The following is a 21,789-nucleotide window of genomic DNA, read 5'->3' on the forward strand; positions in this document are numbered from 1 at the left end:
GGTAATTTCATGCAGGAGATCGATGTGGCAGCAGAACTGGGCAACGCCGTCAACCAGAAGCAGGGGACCGTCATGAAGTGCCCCAACTGTGGCGGCAACCTCAAGGCCTTCGCTTCGTCATGCGAGCTGTGCGGGCATGAGCTCGCCGGCGTGTCCGCAAACCGCACGATTGCAGAAATCGTCGCGCGGTTCGAGGCTATCGAAAGCGAGCTCGACCGCGCGGGCGTGAGCGGCGCCAGTCGAGAGCGCGAGCTCGTCACCCGGCGCGCACGAATCATCCGCGACTTCCCCATCCCGAATTCGCGGGGAGACCTGCAAAGCCTCATTTACTTCATTCACCCGAAGCTCCAGAGCAACCTGAAGCCGGACGCGAACGCGGAAGACTGGCGCGTGAAATTCAACGAAGTGATGACGCTCGCCAAGAACGCTTACAAGGGTGATGCAAAGACTAGGGGCGAGTTCGAAGAAATTGAAAAGAGCCTGCGCACCTCGATTGCGGGGGAACTCAAGACGAAGGCGCGAAGGTCTCCCGTTTTGGCCCTGGCGGTGGGGCTGATCGTTCTCGGCGTGGTCGTCGGACTGGGCATGACGCAATACGACAGATGGAAAGGCGAGCAGTGCGATGCACGCTACGCGTCCGGTGCGCAAGCAGAGCGCCTGCGGCTCGATGGCATTTTGGATTCAGCAAACGTCAAAGTGCGTGAAAAGAAATACGACGACGCGCGGGCCATACTCGCCGGGCTGCGCTGGCAATTCAAGGAGCCGTGCAAGGTGCAGGAAACGACGGCCGAGCAGTCGGTGTGGGACGGCAAGCGCCAGGCCGCACTTGCGGATATCGACAAGACGCGTGAGCAGGATGCTGCGGCAGTACGCGACGCCGCTGGCCGCGATCAGGCCGAGCGGCAGGCCGCGCTCGACCGCGAACAGGCGATCAAGCGCGAAGAGGCCGAGAGAATACGCACGCGCCAGTTGACTGAAAAAGTGAACGCTACTGCCGCGGAGCGCAAGGCGACGACCAACAAGGAATGGTGACTTCGGAGGGACGTGCGACATGGGACTCTTTGGCAAGAAAAATGAAGGTGGGTGGATGGACGTCATCCGCTGCGACGAACCCGACTACCTCGTGTGGAAGTGGCGCCCGGGTGATGGCGCGCCCACGAACAAGGAAAACTCGATTCGCTGGGGTAGCAGCTTGCGCGTCAAGGACGGCGAGGCTGCGGTCTTTATTTACAAGCAGGAGTCGGGGCCAGCGCAGGATTTCATAGAAGGCCCATACGACGAAACCCTGAAGACGGCGAACTTCCCGGTGCTCGCGAGCATCATGGGCCTTGCGTTCGACGGCAAGTCGCCGTTTCAGGCCGAGGTTTATTTCATCAACCTCGCGGGCATCATCAGGCGGCCCTTTCGCTCGCCATGGTTCAGTGCTTTCGATCCGCGCTTCAACGATTTCATGGTGCCCGTCGCAGCGGAGGGCTCCTATGCTTTTCGCATCAAAGACTACAAGTCCTTTATCAAGCTGCACCGGCTGATCGAATTTGACCTGGAACGGTTTTCCCTTCAGGTGCGCGACGCGGTTGTCAAGTACGTGAAGGCAGTAATCGCCAACGCGCCAGCTGACGCCGGCATTCCTGTGCTCCAACTGGAGCGCCGCATTCTCGAGGTTGGTGATCTCGTCGAGCAGCGCGTGCGCAGGGCATTCGAACAGGATTTCGGCGTGGAACTTGTCCGCTTCGACCTTTCGACCATCGCGTTCGACACCGATGCCCCGGGCTACAAGGAACTGCGCGCGGTGACCGCAGACCTTCACAAGGTAACGCTGGAGCAGCAAACGGTCAGTAATGTGCAGAACATCCAGGACATGCAGGCCATCAACGCGCAGAACATGGCTGAGTCGATGCGTATCCAGCGCGATCGGGCCGAGCGATTCGCCGCCCTTCAGACGGAGCAACAATTCATTGGCGCTCACCAGATCAACCAGCAGACCAAGGTGTTGGAGGCCGCGGCCAACAACCTGGGCGAGATGGGCCAGATGAATACATCGGGCGGTGGCCCGGGTGGGTTCAACCCCATCGGGGTCATGACGGGCCTGGCCGTCGGCGGCATGATGGGTAGCCAAATGGCGTCAATGATGGGAGCAGCCGGACAGGGTATGCAAAACGGCATGAACATGCCTCCCCCCATTCCTCAGCTCGCCTTCTTTGTGGCCGTGAACGGTCAGAACACGGGGCCGTTCAACATGCAACAGCTTCAGGGGCTGGCCTTGCAGGGCCAGCTCTTGCCCACGTCTTACGTGTGGCGCCAGGGGATGCCGAACTGGGAGCTTGCAGGCAGCGTGGCGGACTTGTTGGGCCTATTCGCCCAGCAGACGCAACCGCCTCCCGTGCCGCCCATGCCGCCGACACCAGGCGGGGCTTTATGACAAAGGAGCCAATCATGCATAGCGACAACTTCTATTCCGTCGATCGCCTCGTTGAATTCGGGATGGGCGTCGGCATCGCGCAGCAAATGGTCAAGTCGATGAACCACGTGATCGCGAATACCATTGTGCCTGGTGCTATGAACCCAATGGGATCGCCTTCTGCGCGCGCTGCCTTTCACGTCATCCTGGACGGGAAACCCGCCGGCCCATTTCCTGAATTGGAGGTAATGAGGCTGATCACTCAGGGGAAAGTATCCGCGGCCACCTACGTCTGGACGCCGGGCATGGCGAATTGGGCAAGGGGCGATGCTGTGCCCGAGCTCCTGCGTCTCGTAGCCTTGTGCCCCCCGCCTTTCAAACCGGGTGAGCCAACATGAGCCTCCACCCTTTGAATGCAGTCATCGCGCTGGCGGTGAGCGCGCTCATCGCTTTTGGGTTCTGCAGCTTTGCCGGATCCCTGAAGTACTACGTGCTCGTCGGAGCATTCCTTTCCTGCGCCACAACGCTCGTTGCGATGATCGGCGTTGTTCATGAACACGAGCGGCGCGGTGTGAACGTTCGCGTTCTGGGCGGTCTGTTCCTCGTCTTCTTTTTGTTGCTCAATGCGATCTTCGCTTTCGTCGATCTTTCGCCTACGGCCTACATCGTTCTCTCCGGGCTTGGCCTTCTTGTATTCGTCTTTGTCGCGAATTTGATCGGATCCGTGCAGCAGTAGGGGCTTACCAATAGCTGCGACTGCATCGACGCCGTCTAGGTAGGAGCGGATGCTCCTAGTGGCGTCACCCGATGCGGCGTCAGGCCGCTGCAGGCACCCTGGCCAGAGCCGACAAAATATTCTTTGCCGCAGCGACGCCCATGTTCACATACGCATCGCTGGTCACCCCGCCAATATGCGGGCTGAGTACCAGGCGCGGGTTGCCAAAGAAGGCGTGGTCCTTCGGCGGCGGCTCCTGCGCAAACGCATCCAGCCCTGCCATGGCAACCTGGCCGCTTGCAATGGCCGCAAGCAGTGCCTGCTCGTCAATCAGGCCGCCCCGGCCCGTGTTCACCAGCATCACACCTGGCTTGCAAAGCGCGAGCGTGGCCTCGTTCACCATGTGGCGGTTGTCCGGCGTGAGCGGGCAGTGCAGCGAGATGGCATCAGACTGGCGCCAGATGTCATTGAGCGCCACAGGCTCCACATACGCAGGCAGCGCCTTCGCGAAGGGGTCGAACCCGATCACGCGCATGTCCATCGCATCGGCCATGCGCGCGAAGCGCAGCCCGATCGCGCCCAAACCGACAACGCCCACCGTGCGCCCTGAAAGCTCGACGCTCTTGTGCGTGGCCTTGTCCCAATGGCCGGCATGCATGCGCTCATTGAGCTGCACCACTGATTTGGCGCATGCCAGCAGCAGTGCCATGGCCTGCTCGGCAACGGCCGCCGCGTTGGCGCCTGCCGCTGCCACCACCGCAATACTCCTGGCTTGCGCGGCCTCGCGCGCGATCGTGTCCGTGCCACTGCCGTGCTTTGAAATCACGCGCAACGACGGCGCGGCTTCGATGATGCGCGGCGTGATGTGCCCGTAGCGCACGATGATCGCGACCGGATCATGCTGCTGGCACAGCGCCACCAGGTCGTCTTCCTGCGGCGTCTTGCCGGCATAGACGACCTCAAAGCCGGTGAGCAGCGCGAGCGCCTGCGGCGCCAGGTCGGCGCCGGTCACAAGAATCTTGCTGCTCAAAGCGCTTCGCCCGGTTGGAGCACGCCTGCATTCACCAGCGCCGCGGCCAGCCACGTCGCGCCGGTCTTGCCTTCGGCGATCGCAGCGATGCGCGCGTTCTCGTCAGCCACCTTCTTCGCGGCCAGGGGCAGCAGCGATTCGAGCCGCTCGCGTTCGACCACCATCACGCCGTCTGCATCGGCGATCACGAAGTCACCGGAGTGAACGACGACACCGCCCACAGTCACCGGGTGCCCGATGCGCCCTGCGACCTGCTTGGTCGGCCCGTTGGGGTTCGTGCCAACAGAGAACACCGGAAAGTCCATCTCGTCGAGCTCAAGGCTGTCGCGCACGGCGCCGTCAATCACCACGCCTGCAATGCCGAGCTTGCGGCATGCCGTCATCATGATCGTGCCCATCAACGCAGCAGTCTGGTCGGCCTTGCCGTCGATCACCAGGATGTCGCCGGGTTGTGCAAGCGCCATCGCGGCGTGGATCATCAGGTTGTCGCCGGGGCGCACGTCAATGGTGAGTGCGGGGCCTGCCAGCTTCATGCGCGGGCGCAGCGCCTGGATGCGGCCGTGCATCGCACCGCGGCGGCCATTGACGTCCGCGAGGATCGCGGCCTGGTACTTCGACGCCTGCTCAACGAGTGAAGGCGAGACGCGCGCAAAGTCGCGAACGATATCGGTGTTGCTCATGGTGAAAGCTTCAGTCGATCTTGGCGCCGGAATCGCGAACGACCTGGCCCCAGCGGGCGATGTCTTTCTTCAGCAATGCCGAGAACTGCTCAGGCGTGCCGCCCATCACGTCACCGCCTTCGCTCTCGAGCTTGGCTGCAACGTCCTTGTTGGCAAGCGCCTTGTTGATCTCGGTATTCAGCGTCTTGATGATGGCGGCCGGTGTACCTGCCGGGGCCACAAAACCAAACCACGTGACTGCTTCAAAACCCTTGAAGCCTGACTCTGCAATCGTGGGCGTCTGCGGAATTTCCTGCGTGCGCTTGGGCGACGTCACTGCGATGGCGCGCAGCTTGCCATTCTTCACGTGGCCGATCAGCGTCGGCACCGAGCCCACATAGATGTTGACCTGGCCGCTCATCACGTCGGTCAGTGCCTGTGCAGCGCCTTTGTAGGGAATGTGCTGGAACTGCACGCCGGCGGCCTTCTGGAGCATCTCGCCTGCGAGGTGCGAAGCCGTGCCGTTGCCGGGCGAGCCGAAGGTGACGCTGCCGGGCTTGGCCTTCGATGCCGCCAGGATGTCGGCCAGGGTTTTGTAGGGCGAGTCGGCGGCCACGACGACCAGCAGCGGCGCGGAGGCGACGAGCGCCACAGGAGCGAGGTCCTTCACCGGGTCGTAAGGCAGCTTCGAGTAGAGCGTCGGGTTGATGGCGAGGTTGCTCGTCTGGCCGAGCACCAGCGTGTAGCCATCTGCCGGCGCCTTGGCAACGAAGTCAACGCCGAGGTTGCCACCCGCGCCCGGCTTGTTGTCGATGACGACTGTCCACTTGTTGGTGTCGGAGAGTTTTTGCCCGATGGTTCGCGCAAACAGGTCCGTGCCGCCGCCCGCAGGGAACGGCACGATGATCTTGATGGGCCGGGCGGGCCAGGCCTGCGCGAGGGCAGCGGTGGCGAAGGTCGAGGCGAGCAGGACGCCGATGACGGCGCGTCGATGGAATTGCACGTGGTGTCTCCTGGCTTTTGAAACTCCACTTTAGGCGAGTGTTTCATCCAGTACTATCGTGTTTCACCAGCCAATGCATGTTTCACGGTACGCAACTCATCGATGGCAACCAGAAAAACACCTGCAACCGAGCCTGAGCCGCGCGACGCAAGCGGCGGCGTGACCGCCGTCACGCGCGCACTCGCCTTGATGGAAGCATTCGACCTGCATGAAAGCAGCCTTACGCTGGCCGAACTCAGCCGGCGCGCGGGCATGCACAAGACCACAGCGCTCAGGCTGGCACGCACGCTGTCCCTGAGCGGCTACATGGTCCAGCGCGAAGACGGCGAGTGGCGCCTGGGGCCAGCCACGGGCTGGCTCGGCGCGCGCTACCAGGCGGGGTTCGACGTGAACAACGTGGTCGAGCCCACGTTGCGCGAACTGGTGCGGCTCACAGGCGAGAGCGCTTCGTTCTATGCGCGTGAAGGCGACAGCCGTGCGTGCATCGCGCGAGTAGAAGGGCCGCAATCGGTGCGGCACCACGTGCGTATCGGCGAGCGGCTGCCGCTCAACAAGGGCGCGCCGGGCAAGGTGATCCTCGCGTTCTCCGGCGAGAAGGGCAAAGACTACGAAGCGATCCGCCAGCGCGGCTTTCATATCTCGATGGGCGAGCGCGAGCCTGAAGTGTCCAGCGTTGCTGCGCCCATCTTCAGCACAGGCTGGCGCCTGCTCGGCTCTGTGGCCATCTCGGGCCCGAGCGCACGCCTGTCAGCGAAGAAGCTCGAAGCGCACGCGAAGATCGTGATCAACGCGGCGAACCAGTTGTCGTATGGCCTGGCGGGTTCACGATCGAGCAACACGCCGGGTGTGCTGTCGAAGTGGCACCCTTGAGCATCATTGAGGCTTCAACACCCATTGAACCAGCCTGCGCGACAGCGGCGCCGCGACCAGCACGACTGGAAACGCGATCAACCACGCTGTGAACCACGACGACATCCACAGCGCAACGAAGTCAGGCGCATGGCCCGCCGCCTTCCACGTCGCGACGCCTGAAACGACCCACGACATCAGCGCCGAGAGAACCGCACCCATCAACACGGGCTCAAACTTTCTCGGGATCATTGCGTTACCTCCACCTGCTCATTGCAAGTCATGCACACCAGCGCCTTGGCGATGTTCTTGCCAAACATTCGCGCCGTCTTGACGTCGCCCGCCGTGAAGGAATGGGCTGGCCCTGTATGACCGGCCTGCGCCATCAGCCCCGACCATGAGCCCAGCCGGTTGACCGCTTCCTCCTGCGGCACGCCTTGCTGCGGCAAGATTGCGTTGCCCACCCAGACCATGCCGTGCTGCATCGCGAACACAAACATCGACAGCAGTGTCGATTGCTTGTCGCCTGACGGCAGCGCCGACACCGTGAAGCCCGACGCGAGCTTGCCTTTGAGCGCATGGCTCTTCCACAGGCGGCCCGTTGCGTCCATGAACGACTTGAACGGCCCGGACACGCCGCCCAGATAAGTAGGCGAGCCGAAGATGAAGCCGTCGAACTCCAGCAGCCGCTCGGGTGAAGCGGTGAGGTCTTCAGCCTCTATCAAGTCAACCCGGACGCCGGGCACGCCCGCACTGCCTTCGGCGATGAGCTGTGCCATGCGCTGGGTGTTGCCATGGGCGCTGTGATAGATGATGGCGAGTTTTTTCATGATGCGGTCCTTTGGTTAGTGGGTGTTGAAAAGAGTGATGGCGTGAGCGATGACGAAGGCGGCCAGGTAAAGACCGAGGCCGAAGATGGCGTGGTTCGCCAGGCTCCTCACGCGGTTTTGCGCAGGTGATTTCGTCCTGGCTGACGCGATGCCCGCGCCCATCGCCGGCTGCATGACCAGCCACGGCGCGAGCACGGTCACGAGCCCGATGCCCAGCGCAGGTGCCGCTGTGGGCGCTTCGGTCCAAGCCATGCCCACCACACTGATGAGCAGCGTGGCGAATGCAATGCCCGTGGCGTAGTGAACGAGCCAGCCGATGGCGAGTTCGCCGCGCACGGGGCGCGCTGCGGCGATGGCGTCGTGCGCAAAGACGCCGCTGCGCCAGTGGCCGACCCAGCGGCCGATCATGGCGAAGTTCAGGGTGGGCACACCGAGCCGCTGCAAAAGCAGCAGCCAGCAGTCCATGATGGCCGTTGCGCCGGCACCGATCGCCGCGACGCGAAGGGCGTTGTCGAGCAGTGAGTTCATGACGTTCCTTGGTTGACGAAAGTGGGTATGGCCTGCACTATGCAAGTTCAAGTCAACTTGAGGTCAAGAGGTTTTTTTCATGGACATCGGCGAAGTCGCCAAAAAATCCGGACTCTCCGCATCGGCGCTGCGGTACTACGAAGAAAAAGGCTTGATCGCTTCAGTGGGGCGCGTGGGCTTGCGCCGCACGTTTGCGCCGGTGGTGATGCACCAGCTCTCGCTCATTGCGCTGGGCCAGGCCGCAGGCTTCTCGCTCGACGAAGTTGCGGGCATGTTCTCAGCCGACGGGCGCGCCACCATCGACCGCAAGGCGCTGCAGGGCAAGGCCGATGAAATCGACGCCACCATTGCGCGGCTGCAGGCGCTCAGCAATGGGCTGCGTCATGCAGCTGTGTGCCCGGCCACCAACCACTCGGAGTGCCCGACCTTCCAGCGCCTTTTGCGTGCGGCGGGGGCCGGCAAGCTCAAGCCGCCACTGAAGAAGGCGCCGGTAGCGCGCAAGACGGGCGGCAAGCCAGCGGGCAAAGGAGCGCGATGAAGGCGCAGTGAAAGCGCAATGAGGGCTGCGGCCTGCGCTGTAGGATACGGCCTCAACTTCGCGGCCAGCTCAACAAAGTTGCGGGCACCGCGGCCAAAATACTTGTCTGTTCCTGAAAGATGGTTGATGTTCCCACGAAGCCGGTTGGCGATAGGCGTTGGCGCGGGCCTGACGATTGGCTTTCTTGCGCTCCTCGCGATCGTGGGCACAACGATCTGGCTGGTCGAGCGCGGCAACAGCCTGTCTGAGCAAGCGGCGCTGCAGCGCACCATTCGCATTGCCGCGGTGGAGCTGCGCGATCATTTGCGCACCGCGGAGTCGAGCCAGCGCGGATTTCTTCTGACCGGCAACCAGATCTACCTGGCCCCTTACGACACGTCCAAGACGCGGGCCATGCAGGAGCTGGACGATCTGAGCAGGATGATTTCACCGGACGCACCCAACCGCGCCATGCTGCCAAGACTGTCGGAAGCACTGGCGGAAAAGATCGCCGAGATGGACAACAGCATTGCGCTGAAAACGGCCGGCCGCGATGCCGACGCCATGGCCTTGCTGGCGAGAAATCGCGGCAAGACGCTGATGGATGAGATCAACGTGTTTCTCTATGGCGCGATATTGATCGCCGACGAGAACAGCACGCTCAGCAGCACAGAACAGCAACGCAATGCATCACTGCTGCGCTGGATATCGGCGGGCGGTGCCGTGGTCATCATCCTGGTGGTGTTCGCGGTGGTCTTGACTATCTACCGAAACGGGTAGGATCTGAAGCAGGCGCGCGACGAAGTGCAGGCCATCAATCTGACGCTGGAAGAACGTGTGAAGGCCCGCACGACCGACCTGGCCATGGCGCGCGAACGCGCTGAAGTCTTGCTGGCCGAGGTGAATCACCGCGTGGCCAACAGCCTGCAGCTGGTGGCGGTGCTGGTGGGGATGCAAATGCGTTCCGTCACCGACACGGCGGCCAAGGAGGCCCTGCGCGAAACGCAATCGCGCATCAACGCCATCTCCCTGATCCACAAGAGCCTCTACACGTCAGGCGACGTCACAAACGTGGCGCTGGACGACTATCTGGGCGCCATGCTGAGCAACCTTGAAACGGCGATGAACAAGGCCGGCCATACCGCCATCCTGAAGTGCTATCTGGAGCCGATTTCCCTCAGCACGGACGCCAGCGTCAGCCTGGGCGTGGCGGTACAGGAGCTGGTCACCAACGCATTCAAGTACGCCTACCCCGAAGACAACCCCGGCGAAGTGCGGGTGCGGCTCAAGCGGCTGGAAGGCGGCAAGGCCGAGCTGACGGTCGAGGATGATGGCGTGGGGATTGCGCCGAACGCCGCGCATGCGGGCACGGGGCTTGGCAGCAAGATCATCCGCACGATGGCGTCGGCGCTGCAGACGCACGTGGAATACATCAACCGCGCGCCGGGGACGGCGGCGCGGCTGGTGCTGACGACGGCGACTGCGTAACGGGATCTGCAATGAAATTTGGACTGCCTGCGCTTGTTTCACCTGCATGGTTTTCACTGGCCTGTTCTTCACTGGCCTGTTTGAGCAGCGCCGCGTTTGCCGCTGGCAGCGAGGGGCTGACCACACCGGTGAAGTTGCCTGCCTACGATGCGGCACGGCCCGCTTGCAAAGCGCCAGCTGGATTGAACAGAACGCTGGTCTTCGTGCAGGACAACAGGCGCGAATTCATGCAAGGCGCCGGGCGCGGGCTGGAAGCCGCCGCGCGGGCGCGGGGCCTGGCCTACAGCGTTGCCTTTGCCAACAATGATCCCGCGCTGATGATCAAACAGGTGGGCGGCATCGCGAGCGACAAAACGGGCGCGATGGTGGTCGCGCCGATTGATCCACCGTCGCTCGCGCCGGCCCTCAAGAAGGTCATAGCCGCGGGCGCCTATGTGGGTGCCATCGTGCCGCCACCGGCGACGACGGTGCTGAACGCGCCGCAATACCTGACCGGCAAAGTTCTGGCAGAAGCGGCCGCCAATTACATCCGGACGCGGCTTGGCGGGAAGGCCAAGGTTGTGTTGCTGACGCATGACAGCCTGCAGTTCCTGGCGCCGCGTTTTACTGCCATGCGCGATACGTTGCGGACAATGCCGGGCGTGACGATCGTGGCCGACATTTCGCCTTCCACAGTCGACAAGGAGGGCGGCTATCGCACGATGAAGACCATCATGCTTGCGCAACCGAATGTCGATGTGGTGCTGGGCGCCGACACGGTGGTGCTCGGGGCGCTGGCGGCATTGCGCGAGGCGGGCAAGGCGCGGGCCGACCAGTTCCTGGGCGGCATCGATGGCGAGCAGGAAGCAGTCGTCGAAATCAAGAGAGGCGGCAGCCCTTACAAGGCGAGCATCAGCCTGGCGTCGCCCATCTTCGGCTATGCGATGGGCCAGCACGCGGCTGACTGGCTGGACGGGAAGTCCATCCCCCAGGCCATGGACATCCTGCCCCGGGCGCTCACCAGCAGCAACATCGCGGACTATGAACGCGATACGGCCAACCCCGGCGCGGTGTATGCCGATCCGGCGCGGCGCGCGAGCTATCTGAAGATGTACGGCAACATCTGTTTCGATACCCGCGACAACTACATCAACTTCCCCTGGTCATCAGAAACGAAATAGCGTGCAGTGCCACGCCTGGCGCGGCCTGCAACTTTGCACAGAATCGAGCAGCCCGCCCGCCATGACCGCCCACCCTTTCGTCATCCTTTACGTCGAAGACAACGACTTGATCCGCGAGTCGTTCGCCGAGATGCTCGCAAGCCCCGAACGCCAGGTCGTTTGTGTGGCAGACGGCGCCGCCGCGCGCGAGGCGCTGCGCCAGCAGAACGTGAACCTGCTGATGACCGACATCAACCTGCCCGACGGCTCGGGCCTCGACGTGGCGCGCGAGGCGCTGCGGCAGAACCCGAAGATGCCCGTGATCGTGTGCTCCGGGCAGGACTTGAGGGACGTCACCCAGTTGCTCGGCCCCACCGCCCATCCGCTGAGAAAGCCCTTCGAGCTGCACGAACTCGAGGCGCTGTTGGAGCGCCTCGCGCAATGAGCGGGCCGGCCTGTTGCGCGAGCTGCAGTGCTAGTTGCCCTGCGGCAGTGCCGCTTCGCGATTGCGCTTGAGCGCTGTTTCCACGCGGCGCACGACAGCATCCACCTCCGCATGCGCCATGCCCTTTTGCGAGGCCAGAAGCTGCACCAGCAAATCCACGCGTTCGATCTCGACGGCGCCTGCTGCCACTGAGCGCGCGGCGGAAGAAGGCTTCTTCAACGACGTTGCCGCGGCTGCGTATTTGTCAAACGGCACCAGGTCGGCTGTCTGCGCGCCCAGCGCCACACACATGGCTTCGACCCACTCGTAAACACTGCGCGAAAGATCGAGGTTGTCGTACACCGCATTGGCAATCGGGCGGATGCCGTCGTCGCCGATGCAGCGGTAGTTGCCGCAAAGAAGCATGGGCCATTTGGCGAGCGGCACAAACAGGGACGGGTGATTTTTCAGCTTCACGGGCAGCGACAGCGACTCGCCATTCCATTCGTAGCGCGCGGCATCAACATCGGCCTCGAGCTGGCGCAACAAAGCAGTGTGTGCGTCGTCTTCGAAGGGCGCGCACTTGAAGTTGGTGGGCAGGCCCACCTGCAGCACGTTCTTCGGCTCGCCGGCGGGGCGAAAGGCCTGCGGGTCCGGGCTGGCCAAGGTGACGAGGCCCGGCTCGAACTGATCCCACAAAGCCATGTCCGAGAAGCAGGCCGCGAGGGGCTCGACCTGCAGGCCCGCGATGCGGCGCAGGTACGGCGGCGGTGGCATGTTCATGAGCGCCAGGCACGGAACGCGTGCGGCGGCCACCCGCTGCATCAGCGCACGCACACTCTCTTCACCGTACTGCGACTCCTGCATGGCCAGCACGACCAGGTCGAACTCGGCCGGCGCAACGTCATGGGGCGCTGCCGCCGTCACGGCAGCGGGCAGCCTGCGGCTGTCCACTTCAATCAATGCATCACTGCCCGTGACCGGGAACTTCACGCGCGTGCCTTGCGCGTTGATCAGCGCGGCGGTGGAGGGCGTGCACACCAGGCACGCCTGGTGGCCCGCCATGGCCAGCTTCGTGGCGAGCAAAGAGCCGTAGGAGGCCCCGAGGATCAGGATTGAAGACATCGACTACTCCAAGTTGAAAAATCGGGCGCAGGCGCGATCGGCGGCACGTGCAGCGCAGCAGTGCGGTCCATTGAAATCGTCCGGCTATTGAGATGCAGGATAGAGGAGGGCTGGGTGTTAGGCAACGCTTCGGCTGCGAGAACTCGTGGTGCGGGCTGGCATGTTGTGAATGAAGCAACGCAGGCGGGGTGGTGGGACGCTATGTCGCAAGGGCGTTGGCGCCTACCGGTACACCCCACACTGCGCCTTCTCGCAATAGGTTTGCCCCGACACTGGCGTCGGCGCCGCGCAGGGCACCGGAAGCGGATGCGTCTCTGCGGCATACGCAACGCGCGCATTGAAATTGCGCGTTGCCGCGTCTCTCGTTGCATCAAAAAACACCGAGAGCCTGGAGAGTGCGACCCAACTCGCGCCGCATTGCCGATAGACAACCTGGATGTCGGCGGCAGTGCAGTCGGCAGCGCTTGTGCACTGCAAGTTTGCAGCGGCCAGTTCCACGCCCTGCGTGCCTGTCAGCTTGACCTGGTCTGCCAGTCGCTCGGAAGCGCTTTGCAAAGGCGGGGGCGCGGGCGGGACCGTGTCGATGCACGGCACGCTGACCGCAGAGAAATCGGCGCGTGTCACGCTGACGGCAAACCCCAGCGATGCAGCTTTGCTCGCATCCGCCTCTTTGACCTCATAGGCGAACATCGTTGCAGGCTGCCCCGCGAACTTCTGGATGCTGCGAAAGCACTGCGTCGAAACCGGCGCGATGCCGAGTGATGAAAGTTCCTGCGTGTGTTTGACAACGGCTGCTGCAACCATGTCCGTCACCAGCACCTTGGATACGTCGAGCGTCAGCAACGGGGGCGGCGCAGGTGCCGGGGCTGGAGCGGGCGCCAAGGCCGGCGCGCTGCCCCCACCCCCACAACTGCCCAGCAGCATGGCCGCGCCGAGAAGGATCAATCGAGGCGGGTCAAGGAACCGGTCGTGCGCAGTCATGTTTGCCTTGCGTGAGGACGTTGTGTCCTTGGCAAAAGATACCACTGGGCCCCAGATGGCATACGATCCGGGCCGATGAACCACATCGTTCCATTTATCGCGCATCTTGCGATCACGGCCTTCTCGCTTTGGCTGGCCAGCCGGATATTCAAGGGCCTGAAGTTCGACAACAACCGCTCGCTTGTGATCGCGGCACTGCTCCTGGGCATCGCGAATGCGGTCGTCAAGCCGATCCTGATCCTGTTCACGCTGCCACTCACGCTCCTGACGTTCGGGCTTTTCATCCTGATCATCAATGCGCTCATGTTGCTGCTGGTCGCTGCATTGGTGCGGGGGTTCCGCATCTCAGGCTTCTGGACCGCGTTCTTCGCGAGCATTTTTGTCTCGGTGCTGTCCCTCGTCTTCGGGGCGATCATCAGCACGGGGGATCCGGGGGGTGAGATACCGTTGCCGACGGATAGGGGGGCGGTGTGGCTTTGAACTGTTAGCTCCCAAGGCTGCTTGCGGCAAGAAGCAGCCTCATGCGCGCGCGCAAAATGCCTGCACGATGACCAACTGAGGCCCAATCTTGGCAAATTCAGATACACCGCGACTGGCGGTCCTTATTGATGCAGACAACGCGTCTGCCTCTGTTGTCAAAGAGTTGCTGGAAGAGGTGGCGAAGTACGGCGTCGCCACGGTCAAACGCGCCTTTGGCGACTGGACGACACAGAACCTGGTGGGGTGGAAGGCACACCTTCACCTCCATGCCATTCAGCCGATCCAGCAATTTGCCTACACCCAGGGAAAGAATTCAACAGATTCGGCGTTCATCATCGACGCGATGGACTTGCTGTACGGCGGCAAAGTAGATGGGTTCTGCCTCGTGTCGAGTGACAGCGACTTCACTCGCCTTGCGACCCGCCTGCGAGAGGCCGGCAAGACTGTCTATGGTCTTGGCGAACGAAAGACGCCTGAGCCCTTTATCGCCGCGTGCGACAAGTTCATCTTTTTCGAAGTCCTGAAAAAGCCTGCAGGAGCCGCATCGACTGTCCAGCAACTGCCCGACGTTCCAGACCTGAAAGAATTGCTCTCGCACGCAATCCGCGAAACGGCTCGAGAAAGCGGGTGGTCGCGCTTGGCCACTGTAGGCGGTCTGCTTAATAAGACCCACAGCTCTTTCGACCCGCGGAACTACGGGTTCAAAAAACTCAATGAGCTCGTTCGGTCACAGGCCTACGTTGAGGTAGCCGAAAAGGCAGATCAGACCGGATTCATTCACGTCGAGGTTCGCTTGAAGTGACGGGTTGACAGGATGTTTGGTTTGGGTCGGAAGCGGGCATGCATTTGAATGGCTTAGTTCATGACTACCGGTCGCCACAGACCAGCCGATGCAGCACCTGTCCGAGCTTGGTCGGCGAATGGACGATGTTTCCGTCACTTTCCCAAGTCACGCCGACACTTAGTTGCGTGAGCCCTGCCGCAACAAGCCGAGACAGATACTCGGCTTCTGGTTGCGTGGGAAAGTGTGTCGTCCAGAGAGGGTGAGTCAGGAAGTCCCTCAGGTCGTCGGCGAAAGCCAAGTCCACAGCTGAAGCCAACCGTCGAAGCGTCGCAGCATCAATGTCTGAGGCGGCGAATCGTGCGAGAAGAAAACCGAGTAGCGCGGGCTTGTCCAAGTCTGTGAGCCGCTCGAGTACGAGCAGCAAAGTAGTTCCTGCCGCCTTTGCTGTTTCATCGGTTTCGAACCTGCGCTTCATCTCGTCTCTTTGATGCAGCGGCACCTCCTCTAGAGCTTGAATGAAGGCTATTAGCTTCGCGGCGAATAGCGCGTCTCTGAACGAGTCGCGTGCACGCAGCGCCTTGATGGCCGTCCCTACAACGGGAATAGACGCGATCAAATCTCCGCTCATTGCGACATCGGCGAGCACTTCCGCCGTCGACGCGGTTGCGTCAAGGACAGGCCGATCCTTGCTAGGACGAAGAAACGCGCGAACCGACGGTGAGGTAGTCATAGCGAATCGTAGAGCAGTACGCGACGGTTGCCTTCGGCCAAGAGCTGCCAGCGTGAGGGGAATGAGCAGACCGCCAGACACCATGCCGGGGGACCAAGCCGGAGCGTAGACTGCTTCTCATGAGCGTTCCCACAGATCTGGCCAGTAGCGTTCGCGTGCTGGCGTTCGACATCTTTGGCACCGTCGTCGACTGGCACGGCAGTATCGTGCAAGAGATGGCGCAATTGCATCCCGAGGTCGACGGGGGCGCATTCGCGCGAGCATGGCGCGAGGGCTACAAGCCAGCAATGGCGCGCGTCATGAGTGGCGAGCTTGGCTGGACACGCATCGACGACTTGCACCGGATGATCCTGGACGACATCCTTCCCCGGTTCGGCCTCGCCGGGTTGGCCGAGGCCGAGCGCGCGCACATCAACCACGTGTGGCATCGTCTTCACCCGTGGATGGACAGTGTCGAGGGGCTCACGCGACTCAAGCGCCGTTACACGATATGCACGCTGTCCAACGGCAACATCGGGCTGCTCACCAATATGGCCAAGAGCGCAGGCCTGCCGTGGGATTGCATTCTTTCAGCGGAGGTGTTTCGCGCCTACAAGCCCGATCCGGCGACTTATCTCGGCGTTGCGCGAGTTTTTGACTTGGCACCCGGTCAGGTGATGCTCGTGGCAGCGCATCATGAAGATCTCGCCGGTGCGCGTGCATGTGGCCTGCGCACCGCGTATGTTGAGCGGCAGTTCGAATTCGGCACGAGCGATCCGAAAGACGTATCGCCGCAGCCCGGAAACGACCTCCATTGCGAAAGCTTGGTAGCGCTGGCGGACGTGCTCGGGGCCTGAATCACAACCTGTGGGTGGATGTCTGCTCCGGGTCGGAAGCGGCCTTGCTACCAGAATTCACCATGAAAGATTGACGATGCTGCAGTGGCTACGAGGGAAGAGAACCAGTCGGGCTTCGACTGATGCCGTCGCGTTGAGCAAGGCTATATCTGCTCAACACGTGCTGTGGCGCGCCGATGCCAGCTTGCCTATTCCGGACTGGAGTAAGCAGCCGTGGCCCGAGGCCGGGGCGGATGAGCAGTTGCATGCGCACGCCAATGGGCTGGCGGCAGCGTGGCTGGATGCGACGATTGCAGCGCTTCCTGTAGGCCACATCCGGGCGGAGTCTGCCAACTTCATGCTCCTGTCCGCCCTGCAGCCACGCCCCACGGGTGTTCTGCTGGACTACCTCGAGCGCTCCAGGCGCCGTGTGCTGGCCACCCTGCCGGGCATTGCGGCGGACCAAGGGCACGGCAAGACGGTGGTGATGGTGTTTGGGGACGAGGAGCACTATTACCAATACATCGCCAACTACGGCGGCGAATCGTCAGAGCCTGAGGCATACAGCGGCGGGATGTTTATCGATGCGGGCTATGGGCATTTCGTTTTTTCCCAAGCCCCTTTCGAGTCCATGGAGCCGGTGGTCGTCCACGAGTTGACGCATTGCCTGGTGCGCCACCTGCCAATTCCTGCCTGGCTCAACGAAGGCCTGGCCGTGAACACCGAGCATCGCTTTGTTGCTGCGCGACCCCGCTATCGCGCCAACGAACTGCAGTACCTCTTTGACAGGTTCTGGAATGCGTCCACCATCCAGGAGTTCTGGAGCGGCAAGTCGTTCCTGCGTCCCGACGATGGGCAACCGCTCAGCTATGAGCTGGCGAAGTTGCTCGTCCAACTGCTGGACAAAGACTTTGAGCTGCTTGCGCAGTTTTGCGCGAAGGCGTCGTTGCACGATGGGGGAGAGGATGCGGCGATCGCGATCCTGGGTGAAAGCCTCGAGGAGCTCGTCAAGGTCGTACTGGGGCCGGGCGACTGGAAACCGCAACCGGCCTTGTGGGCCGCAGGCGCGGAGAAGGGGCAGTTCTAGCGCGTACCGCCCCATCAACGCCCCCGCCGCGCCCCCAACACCAACCGCACCAACTCCCCAAACTGCCGCGCATTCACATCATTCCCCCGAATATCCGTATTCACCCGATGCACAAACACCAGGTCCATCGCCGGGATCACAAGCACGTAGTGCCCGCCTGCGCCTTGCGCTGAGAACGAGCCTTCGGGCAGGTTCACAAAGGGCAGGTGCCTGCCATTCACGGCAATCCACCACAGGTATCCGTAGCCACCCGCAAAGCCCACGTCCGAATAGCTGGTGAGGCTTTGCTTGACCCACTCTGCCGGCACGATTTGCCTGTCGCCCCACTTGCCTTTGTGCAGGTACAGCAGGCCGAACCGCGCCAGGTCGCGCGCGCTCATGCGCAAGGGGTACGCGGCATGGATCGACGCGCGGCCACGGAAGTAGTCGCCGTCTTGCCGGCGCCAGTCTTCCATCTGCAACGGCCCCGCAATCTTCGACTGGAACGCCTCAAAAATGCCGGTGGCCGTCGCTCGCTCGTAGATCGTGCCGAGCGCGTTGAAGTCCCAGTTGTTGTAGTACCAGAAGGTGCCCGGCGCATGGCTTGCGCGCAGCGGCCGCATCGCTGCCATGCCGGGTGTTTCATACAGCGCAGGGTGGTACACGCCCGAGCGCGCGGTGAGCAGGTGGCGCACGGTCGCGAGCTTTTCTGCTTCGGTCAGCGAAGGCTCGTTGTCGTCGATCTGCAATTGCGCGAGTGTCGAGTCGAGCGACACCGATCCCTGTTCCACCGCAATGCCGTAGAGCGCGCTGATGATGCTCTTGCGGATCGAATGCACGTTAAAGCGCTCTTCATTGCGCCCCCACTGCGTGACGACGCGGCCCTTGACCACCAGCATGGCCGCAACCGTGTCGATGCGCGCGGCGTACTCGCGTGCAGCACGCAAGCCATCGCTTGAAAAGCCGGCCTCTTCCGGTGTCGCGAATGTCTCCCAATGCTCCTTGGGAAATGTCTCGCCCGCCGCCTGGGCGAGCGACGAGAAGAAGCACAGGCTGGCGACGACGATCCAGATGCGGTGGTTCATCCGGCGATCCTTTCTACTTGGCTACAGGCAAATCGGACTCTGACACCAATTCACCCTGAATGTGCTAAAGGCCCATAGATCCCAGCAGCTTCAAATACGTAGCCCAGTCCGCGATAAGCAGCGCGAGGAATCCAGCTAGCACGACTGCAACCTGGTTCCGATGGACGTGATTTCGGCCAAGAAACAGCAGAATGGCAAGCAGAAACCCCGTAGCTATCCAGATTGGCGCGATGCCGTATCCCAGTATGTCTGCTGGAGCCGAGCCCTTCGTCATCGAGTCCTGCAGATCGAACAACTCTAAGAGGTTTGACGTCACGTTTGCCGTCGCGAGGATCAGCAAACCCCAAACCGCAACCCACATTGCGCGCATTTTCATCAGAAGCCCACCTTGTCTGCCGTGCCCCATCCAGTCGCTGGCGGAGCGCCAGTGAAATCGGACTCTGACCCCAATTCTTCCCAATTCTTCTATTGGAACTCCAAGGCCCGTCAAATGCGATTTGTAGGATGCTTGGATTGCGAACCCCAATCTTTCTCTTGGTCGGGTCGGAGAATTTGGCCGGTCACTTCCCACCCTCGGAAGTTGCAATCGCCTCCAGCAATTTCGGCATTTCTCGCTTCAGCGACTTCAAGTGATGCATAAGGTGCTGATTCAGTTTGATGTCAATATCAAGAAGAAACTGCTCCATATCCTCTTGGCTCATTGGTCGATCAAGGGCTGAAACCGCATTGCAGAACCAAGCGCACATGTCATTGATGTCAGAAAGATCAGCGAAGAGGCGTCCACGTGCACCAGGATCAGCCAGGAAGGGTGAGAGCTGATCGAGGAACACGTGAAGTAGGGCATTGTTAGATGGGCGCAACTTCACAATAGGCCCCGCTTACTCCTCAAATTGAGCAACTTGGCTCAACGAATCTCTGAGTCCTGCTCTCAATACCATGAGCTCATGGCGATCAAGCACCGGAGCAAATCTTTTGCCTGCTGGCGTCACTGAAGGAAGGTTGTTTGCATAGAACAACTTGTTGTAGATGCGCTGAACAGTCGCCTTTGAAGCGCCGCCCCACTGAATTTTTTTTCCAGTCGACCGGCAAAGGTCCTCCAAAGCGTTCCAAGTCTCTAGGAGCACTTGAGCCGCCCTTTTGCCAAGCGACCTGCTTGGCCTTAACTGACTCAGCACGGACTTTGTTTGAGAAATATCTACTAGGTGTGTCTTCTCGCTGCTTACATTGATTCTCAGCTCCGCTGCGCGCCGTTCGAGTTGGGCTCTTGTGCGACATGCGAGTAACGATCGAGAATTTGCTGAGATCGCATATTTGTCTCCACGGCCTCTGCCATCCAACCAGAGTAAGTAGAGTTCTCGTCTGGCTGTGCGGATACAGACCACGTAGTGCAGTTCATTGCTCACTTTCCACCCCGTTCGCAGTGTTTCTTGATCTTGCTGAACTCTGACCCTGGACCTCTTGCCTTCGCCCGTGGATCGTCGCAGCCGTAGTGCTCTTCAAGAATTCGCTTTGCATATTGATCGCAGGTCTCGCCTGATTTTCGTGCGTATTGGCGGGACCAGCTTGGTACATCAGTTGCACGGTCTTTTTCAGAAGAACGCGACTCCATCCAATCCGGCCAAGTTATCCCATTCCAGTTCCAGGTCGGTAGATAGGGGCTTGGCACTGCCCAATCCGCCGGCAGGCGACTTTGATCTTTGCCAGCTCCACTCATTCCGCCTAACGCACCCGTTGCTCCAGCTGCCGCGGCGGCGGCACTCGCTGCTTGCAGACCGTTTGTATCGACATTGCTCAACGGCCGTCCAGAGACATAGGCGAACCGGTTTGTTCCATCATCCAGCCCGATCAGGTCACTCTGAATGTACCTTCCGCAACGGGCACAGTAGTGACGGTGCCAGTTGTAGAACAGCCCCGTCTCCGCGTCGTAGTACTGCCCTGGGAACCGCAGGTTCATCTCGATGGGCTTGCTTGCCTTGAGCAAGACCGGCTGGTTCGTAATCGCCTGCTTCGGGTTCGGCGTCGCTTGCAGCACGCCCGTCGGCGTGTTGTTGCCGAAGGCTGAATAGGGCCATTGCCACACTGGCTTGTTCGCCTCATCCGTGATCAAGCGCGGCGTGTCGAGGTGATCCGCGTGCACTGCGTAGAACTTGCCATTGCGGTACATGCCCACTGGCATCGCCTGGCCGTCTTGCGTCGGCAGCCAGATGTATTCCGTGCGCCCCTTGCCCACTGCGCTTCCGTTGTCGTACTCGCCCAGCATTGCCCATGCGGGGATGGCGCCGTCGCCGTAAACGTATGCCGTGCCTAGGCCTGCACCGGTTGGTGTCGGTGTCGTGAACAGCCAGCCGAACGACTTCTTGAGCCAGGCGATGAAGCCCGCGTCCAGCGTCGTTTCATTCGGCAGCGTTTGTTCGGCTTGCGTGACGCTCTTGAACACGCGCTGGCCCATTGCGTTGGTCAGATAGACCACTCGTGCGGCTTCGCCGTCTTTGCTGACTGTCACTTTGGCGAGTCGGTTGGCCGCGTCGTAGTCGAACTCGCGCAGGCCATCGCTCGTCATTGATCCGTTCGCGTTGACGATGTAGTTCACCGGCGCGGTCACCACGCTCTTGACCTTGCCGTTGCTCATGGTCGTGAGTGTTTGCGTGAAGCCGAGCAGGCGGTTGCTGTCGCCGTCCATCAACGACACCTGGCTTGTGGTGCTGGCCGCGTCCTGCTCGTCGAACTGGCCGTCTATGTCCGTGTCGCTGGTGGTCTTGTCGATGGACGTGAGGCGGTTGGAGTTGGCGTCGTAGGTGTAGTGGGCGCAAATCTACACTGGGTAGTCGCCGTCAATCTACGTATGGATCAAAGTCAACCGACGCTCCAGCCAACGACAAGAGGGCCAGTGTCTTATCACCCAGATGCAAAGCGGGGCGTACGAGCTCCTCCTCAACAATGAGAGATATTGCGACTTCCGGCTTCCATGCACGTAGAGCAGCATGAGTCTCGGTCTTGGCTGCTTTAAGAGCCGCCTCCAAGGCACTGCCGACCTGGCGCTCCGCGTGATCAGGATCGTACTTCCGAGATTCCATCTTGGCCAAGACCACTTCTGCTCCCGTAGTCGGCTCGACACCGATAACACTCACGGTGAGTCTGATCAT

General features: G+C 61.5%; 28 protein-coding genes. 14 read left to right on the plus strand and 14 right to left on the minus strand.

The genetic code is table 11. The features are described from left to right. Nucleotides 1-9: 9 nt before the first annotated feature. From GHT07_RS04865 to GHT07_RS04880, 4 genes are read left to right on the plus strand one after another with little or no spacing between them, the layout of a single operon-like run. Nucleotides 10-1,032 carry a hypothetical protein gene (locus tag GHT07_RS04865; protein ID WP_153583941.1) on the plus strand — a complete coding sequence of 341 codons (1,023 nt, stop codon included), beginning with the start codon at nucleotides 10-12 and terminating at the stop codon, nucleotides 1,030-1,032. A 55-nt stretch (nucleotides 1,033-1,087) separates the two neighbouring features. Next, a complete protein-coding gene (locus GHT07_RS04870; RefSeq protein ID WP_228488188.1) occupies nucleotides 1,088-2,419 on the plus strand; it encodes an SPFH domain-containing protein in 1,332 nt (443 codons plus the stop codon). Nucleotides 2,420-2,433: 14 nt separating this feature from the next. Beyond that, nucleotides 2,434-2,796: a DUF4339 domain-containing protein gene (locus tag GHT07_RS04875; RefSeq protein WP_194792824.1), complete on the plus strand. Its 363-nt coding sequence runs from the start codon at nucleotides 2,434-2,436 to the stop codon at nucleotides 2,794-2,796. Next, entirely contained in the window at nucleotides 2,793-3,134 is a 342-nt protein-coding gene (locus GHT07_RS04880) for a hypothetical protein (protein WP_153583944.1), read from the plus strand. The genes GHT07_RS04875 and GHT07_RS04880 overlap by 4 nt, the downstream gene beginning before the upstream one ends. Before the next feature lie 79 nt (nucleotides 3,135-3,213). Here the strand turns inward: GHT07_RS04880 and GHT07_RS04885 are convergent, their stop codons facing one another. The 3 genes from GHT07_RS04885 to GHT07_RS04895 are packed head-to-tail and all read right to left on the minus strand — an operon-like array spanning nucleotide 3,214 to nucleotide 5,805. After that, nucleotides 3,214-4,143, minus strand: a complete 930-nt coding sequence (locus GHT07_RS04885) for a hydroxyacid dehydrogenase (RefSeq protein ID WP_153583945.1) — start codon at nucleotides 4,141-4,143, stop codon at nucleotides 3,214-3,216. Continuing rightward, nucleotides 4,140-4,823, minus strand: a complete 684-nt coding sequence (locus GHT07_RS04890; RefSeq protein WP_153583946.1) for an RraA family protein — start codon at nucleotides 4,821-4,823, stop codon at nucleotides 4,140-4,142. The genes GHT07_RS04885 and GHT07_RS04890 overlap by 4 nt, the downstream gene beginning before the upstream one ends. 10 nt (nucleotides 4,824-4,833) lie before the next feature. Beyond that, on the minus strand, nucleotides 4,834-5,805 hold the full coding sequence (locus GHT07_RS04895; RefSeq protein ID WP_323740801.1) for a Bug family tripartite tricarboxylate transporter substrate binding protein: 972 nt from the start codon (nucleotides 5,803-5,805) through the stop codon (nucleotides 4,834-4,836). Nucleotides 5,806-5,907: 102 nt separating this feature from the next. On the opposite strand from GHT07_RS04895, the gene GHT07_RS04900 reads away from it, so the two are divergent. After that, nucleotides 5,908-6,675 carry an IclR family transcriptional regulator gene (locus GHT07_RS04900; protein WP_153583947.1) on the plus strand — a complete coding sequence of 256 codons (768 nt, stop codon included), beginning with the start codon at nucleotides 5,908-5,910 and terminating at the stop codon, nucleotides 6,673-6,675. Between the two features lie 3 nt (nucleotides 6,676-6,678). Here GHT07_RS04900 and GHT07_RS04905 read toward each other — a convergent pair whose 3' ends face one another. Genes GHT07_RS04905 through GHT07_RS04915 form a run of 3 tightly spaced genes read right to left on the minus strand, consistent with a single transcriptional unit; the run spans nucleotide 6,679 to nucleotide 8,012 of the window. After that, entirely contained in the window at nucleotides 6,679-6,906 is a 228-nt protein-coding gene (locus GHT07_RS04905) for a DUF2798 domain-containing protein (RefSeq protein ID WP_153583948.1), read from the minus strand. Then, the gene (locus GHT07_RS04910) at nucleotides 6,903-7,484 is read right to left on the minus strand and encodes a flavodoxin family protein (RefSeq protein WP_153583949.1); all 582 of its coding nucleotides are present in this window, start codon (nucleotides 7,482-7,484) and stop codon (nucleotides 6,903-6,905) included. Before GHT07_RS04910 ends, GHT07_RS04905 begins: the two co-directional genes overlap by 4 nt. Nucleotides 7,485-7,499: 15 nt before the next feature. Beyond that, on the minus strand, nucleotides 7,500-8,012 hold the full coding sequence (locus GHT07_RS04915) for a DUF2938 domain-containing protein (protein WP_153583950.1): 513 nt from the start codon (nucleotides 8,010-8,012) through the stop codon (nucleotides 7,500-7,502). Nucleotides 8,013-8,091: 79 nt separating this feature from the next. Here GHT07_RS04915 and GHT07_RS04920 point away from each other — a divergent pair, with 79 nt between their 5' ends. From GHT07_RS04920 to GHT07_RS04940, 5 genes are all read left to right on the plus strand, one after another. Then, nucleotides 8,092-8,550: a helix-turn-helix domain-containing protein gene (locus GHT07_RS04920; protein ID WP_153583951.1), complete on the plus strand. Its 459-nt coding sequence runs from the start codon at nucleotides 8,092-8,094 to the stop codon at nucleotides 8,548-8,550. Nucleotides 8,551-8,676: 126 nt separating this feature from the next. After that, on the plus strand, nucleotides 8,677-9,309 hold the full coding sequence (locus tag GHT07_RS04925; RefSeq protein WP_194792825.1) for a CHASE3 domain-containing protein: 633 nt from the start codon (nucleotides 8,677-8,679) through the stop codon (nucleotides 9,307-9,309). A 24-nt stretch (nucleotides 9,310-9,333) separates the two neighbouring features. Further along, nucleotides 9,334-10,017 (plus strand): sensor histidine kinase, encoded by a 684-nt coding sequence (locus GHT07_RS04930; protein WP_153583953.1) that lies wholly within the window; start codon nucleotides 9,334-9,336, stop codon nucleotides 10,015-10,017. An 11-nt stretch (nucleotides 10,018-10,028) separates the two neighbouring features. Next, complete coding sequence (locus GHT07_RS04935; protein ID WP_228488189.1) at nucleotides 10,029-11,177, plus strand: sugar ABC transporter substrate-binding protein; 1,149 nt, start codon at nucleotides 10,029-10,031, stop codon at nucleotides 11,175-11,177. 61 nt (nucleotides 11,178-11,238) lie between these two features. Next, nucleotides 11,239-11,601: a response regulator gene (locus GHT07_RS04940; protein WP_153583954.1), complete on the plus strand. Its 363-nt coding sequence runs from the start codon at nucleotides 11,239-11,241 to the stop codon at nucleotides 11,599-11,601. Nucleotides 11,602-11,631: 30 nt separating this feature from the next. On the opposite strand, the gene GHT07_RS04945 is transcribed toward GHT07_RS04940, so the two are convergent. Next, complete coding sequence (locus GHT07_RS04945; RefSeq protein ID WP_153583955.1) at nucleotides 11,632-12,705, minus strand: hypothetical protein; 1,074 nt, start codon at nucleotides 12,703-12,705, stop codon at nucleotides 11,632-11,634. Between the two features lie 222 nt (nucleotides 12,706-12,927). After that, nucleotides 12,928-13,686 (minus strand): hypothetical protein, encoded by a 759-nt coding sequence (locus tag GHT07_RS04950; protein ID WP_153583956.1) that lies wholly within the window; start codon nucleotides 13,684-13,686, stop codon nucleotides 12,928-12,930. A 75-nt stretch (nucleotides 13,687-13,761) separates the two neighbouring features. Here GHT07_RS04950 and GHT07_RS04955 point away from each other — a divergent pair, with 75 nt between their 5' ends. Continuing rightward, nucleotides 13,762-14,166, plus strand: a complete 405-nt coding sequence (locus GHT07_RS04955) for a phage holin family protein (RefSeq protein ID WP_153583957.1) — start codon at nucleotides 13,762-13,764, stop codon at nucleotides 14,164-14,166. A gap of 88 nt (nucleotides 14,167-14,254) precedes the next feature. Further along, the gene (locus tag GHT07_RS04960) at nucleotides 14,255-14,968 is read left to right on the plus strand and encodes an NYN domain-containing protein (protein WP_153583958.1); all 714 of its coding nucleotides are present in this window, start codon (nucleotides 14,255-14,257) and stop codon (nucleotides 14,966-14,968) included. 64 nt (nucleotides 14,969-15,032) lie between these two features. Here GHT07_RS04960 and GHT07_RS04965 read toward each other — a convergent pair whose 3' ends face one another. Beyond that, nucleotides 15,033-15,680: a hypothetical protein gene (locus GHT07_RS04965; protein WP_153583959.1), complete on the minus strand. Its 648-nt coding sequence runs from the start codon at nucleotides 15,678-15,680 to the stop codon at nucleotides 15,033-15,035. A 119-nt stretch (nucleotides 15,681-15,799) separates the two neighbouring features. On the opposite strand from GHT07_RS04965, the gene GHT07_RS04970 reads away from it, so the two are divergent. Both GHT07_RS04970 and GHT07_RS04975 read left to right on the plus strand, forming a co-directional pair. Beyond that, complete coding sequence (locus GHT07_RS04970; protein ID WP_153583960.1) at nucleotides 15,800-16,516, plus strand: haloacid dehalogenase type II; 717 nt, start codon at nucleotides 15,800-15,802, stop codon at nucleotides 16,514-16,516. A 160-nt stretch (nucleotides 16,517-16,676) separates the two neighbouring features. Beyond that, complete coding sequence (locus GHT07_RS04975) at nucleotides 16,677-17,582, plus strand: gluzincin family metallopeptidase (RefSeq protein WP_153583961.1); 906 nt, start codon at nucleotides 16,677-16,679, stop codon at nucleotides 17,580-17,582. Between the two features lie 14 nt (nucleotides 17,583-17,596). On the opposite strand, the gene GHT07_RS04980 is transcribed toward GHT07_RS04975, so the two are convergent. The 5 genes from GHT07_RS04980 to GHT07_RS05000 form a co-directional block, all read right to left on the minus strand. Continuing rightward, nucleotides 17,597-18,646 carry a serine hydrolase domain-containing protein gene (locus tag GHT07_RS04980; RefSeq protein WP_153583962.1) on the minus strand — a complete coding sequence of 350 codons (1,050 nt, stop codon included), beginning with the start codon at nucleotides 18,644-18,646 and terminating at the stop codon, nucleotides 17,597-17,599. Nucleotides 18,647-18,710: 64 nt separating this feature from the next. Further along, a complete protein-coding gene (locus GHT07_RS04985; protein WP_153583963.1) occupies nucleotides 18,711-19,022 on the minus strand; it encodes a hypothetical protein in 312 nt (103 codons plus the stop codon). Nucleotides 19,023-19,206: 184 nt separating this feature from the next. After that, a complete protein-coding gene (locus tag GHT07_RS04990) occupies nucleotides 19,207-19,476 on the minus strand; it encodes a hypothetical protein (RefSeq protein WP_153583964.1) in 270 nt (89 codons plus the stop codon). 569 nt (nucleotides 19,477-20,045) lie between these two features. After that, on the minus strand, nucleotides 20,046-21,326 hold the full coding sequence (locus tag GHT07_RS04995) for an RHS repeat-associated core domain-containing protein (RefSeq protein WP_153583965.1): 1,281 nt from the start codon (nucleotides 21,324-21,326) through the stop codon (nucleotides 20,046-20,048). Nucleotides 21,327-21,477: 151 nt separating this feature from the next. Next, a complete protein-coding gene (locus tag GHT07_RS05000) occupies nucleotides 21,478-21,789 on the minus strand; it encodes a hypothetical protein (protein WP_153583966.1) in 312 nt (103 codons plus the stop codon).

Origin of the sequence: Caenimonas koreensis DSM 17982 (assembly GCF_009646335.1) — a bacterium.
GTDB classification, from domain to species: Bacteria; Pseudomonadota; Gammaproteobacteria; order Burkholderiales; family Burkholderiaceae_C; genus Ramlibacter; species Ramlibacter koreensis.

Bases quoted from the DNA above. Each gene is read 5' to 3' on its own strand.
- GHT07_RS04915 (WP_153583950.1), bottom strand. From the start codon at position 8,012: ATGAACTCACTGCTCGACAACGCCCTTCGCGTCGCGGCGATCGGTGCC.
- GHT07_RS04920 (WP_153583951.1), top strand. From the start codon at position 8,092: ATGGACATCGGCGAAGTCGCCAAAAAATCCGGACTCTCCGCATCGGCG.
- GHT07_RS04910 (WP_153583949.1), bottom strand. From the start codon at position 7,484: ATGAAAAAACTCGCCATCATCTATCACAGCGCCCATGGCAACACCCAG.
- GHT07_RS04985 (WP_153583963.1), bottom strand. From the start codon at position 19,022: ATGAAAATGCGCGCAATGTGGGTTGCGGTTTGGGGTTTGCTGATCCTC.
- GHT07_RS04950 (WP_153583956.1), bottom strand. From the start codon at position 13,686: ATGACTGCGCACGACCGGTTCCTTGACCCGCCTCGATTGATCCTTCTC.
- GHT07_RS04955 (WP_153583957.1), top strand. From the start codon at position 13,762: ATGAACCACATCGTTCCATTTATCGCGCATCTTGCGATCACGGCCTTC.
- GHT07_RS04865 (WP_153583941.1), top strand. From the start codon at position 10: ATGCAGGAGATCGATGTGGCAGCAGAACTGGGCAACGCCGTCAACCAG.
- GHT07_RS04875 (WP_194792824.1), top strand. From the start codon at position 2,434: ATGCATAGCGACAACTTCTATTCCGTCGATCGCCTCGTTGAATTCGGG.
- GHT07_RS04965 (WP_153583959.1), bottom strand. From the start codon at position 15,680: ATGACTACCTCACCGTCGGTTCGCGCGTTTCTTCGTCCTAGCAAGGAT.
- GHT07_RS04870 (WP_228488188.1), top strand. From the start codon at position 1,088: ATGGACGTCATCCGCTGCGACGAACCCGACTACCTCGTGTGGAAGTGG.
- GHT07_RS04935 (WP_228488189.1), top strand. From the start codon at position 10,029: ATGAAATTTGGACTGCCTGCGCTTGTTTCACCTGCATGGTTTTCACTG.
- GHT07_RS05000 (WP_153583966.1), bottom strand. From the start codon at position 21,789: ATGATCAGACTCACCGTGAGTGTTATCGGTGTCGAGCCGACTACGGGA.
- GHT07_RS04980 (WP_153583962.1), bottom strand. From the start codon at position 18,646: ATGAACCACCGCATCTGGATCGTCGTCGCCAGCCTGTGCTTCTTCTCG.
- GHT07_RS04970 (WP_153583960.1), top strand. From the start codon at position 15,800: ATGAGCGTTCCCACAGATCTGGCCAGTAGCGTTCGCGTGCTGGCGTTC.
- GHT07_RS04905 (WP_153583948.1), bottom strand. From the start codon at position 6,906: ATGATCCCGAGAAAGTTTGAGCCCGTGTTGATGGGTGCGGTTCTCTCG.
- GHT07_RS04995 (WP_153583965.1), bottom strand. From the start codon at position 21,326: ATGGACGGCGACAGCAACCGCCTGCTCGGCTTCACGCAAACACTCACG.
- GHT07_RS04890 (WP_153583946.1), bottom strand. From the start codon at position 4,823: ATGAGCAACACCGATATCGTTCGCGACTTTGCGCGCGTCTCGCCTTCA.
- GHT07_RS04945 (WP_153583955.1), bottom strand. From the start codon at position 12,705: ATGTCTTCAATCCTGATCCTCGGGGCCTCCTACGGCTCTTTGCTCGCC.
- GHT07_RS04880 (WP_153583944.1), top strand. From the start codon at position 2,793: ATGAGCCTCCACCCTTTGAATGCAGTCATCGCGCTGGCGGTGAGCGCG.
- GHT07_RS04900 (WP_153583947.1), top strand. From the start codon at position 5,908: ATGGCAACCAGAAAAACACCTGCAACCGAGCCTGAGCCGCGCGACGCA.
- GHT07_RS04925 (WP_194792825.1), top strand. From the start codon at position 8,677: ATGTTCCCACGAAGCCGGTTGGCGATAGGCGTTGGCGCGGGCCTGACG.
- GHT07_RS04940 (WP_153583954.1), top strand. From the start codon at position 11,239: ATGACCGCCCACCCTTTCGTCATCCTTTACGTCGAAGACAACGACTTG.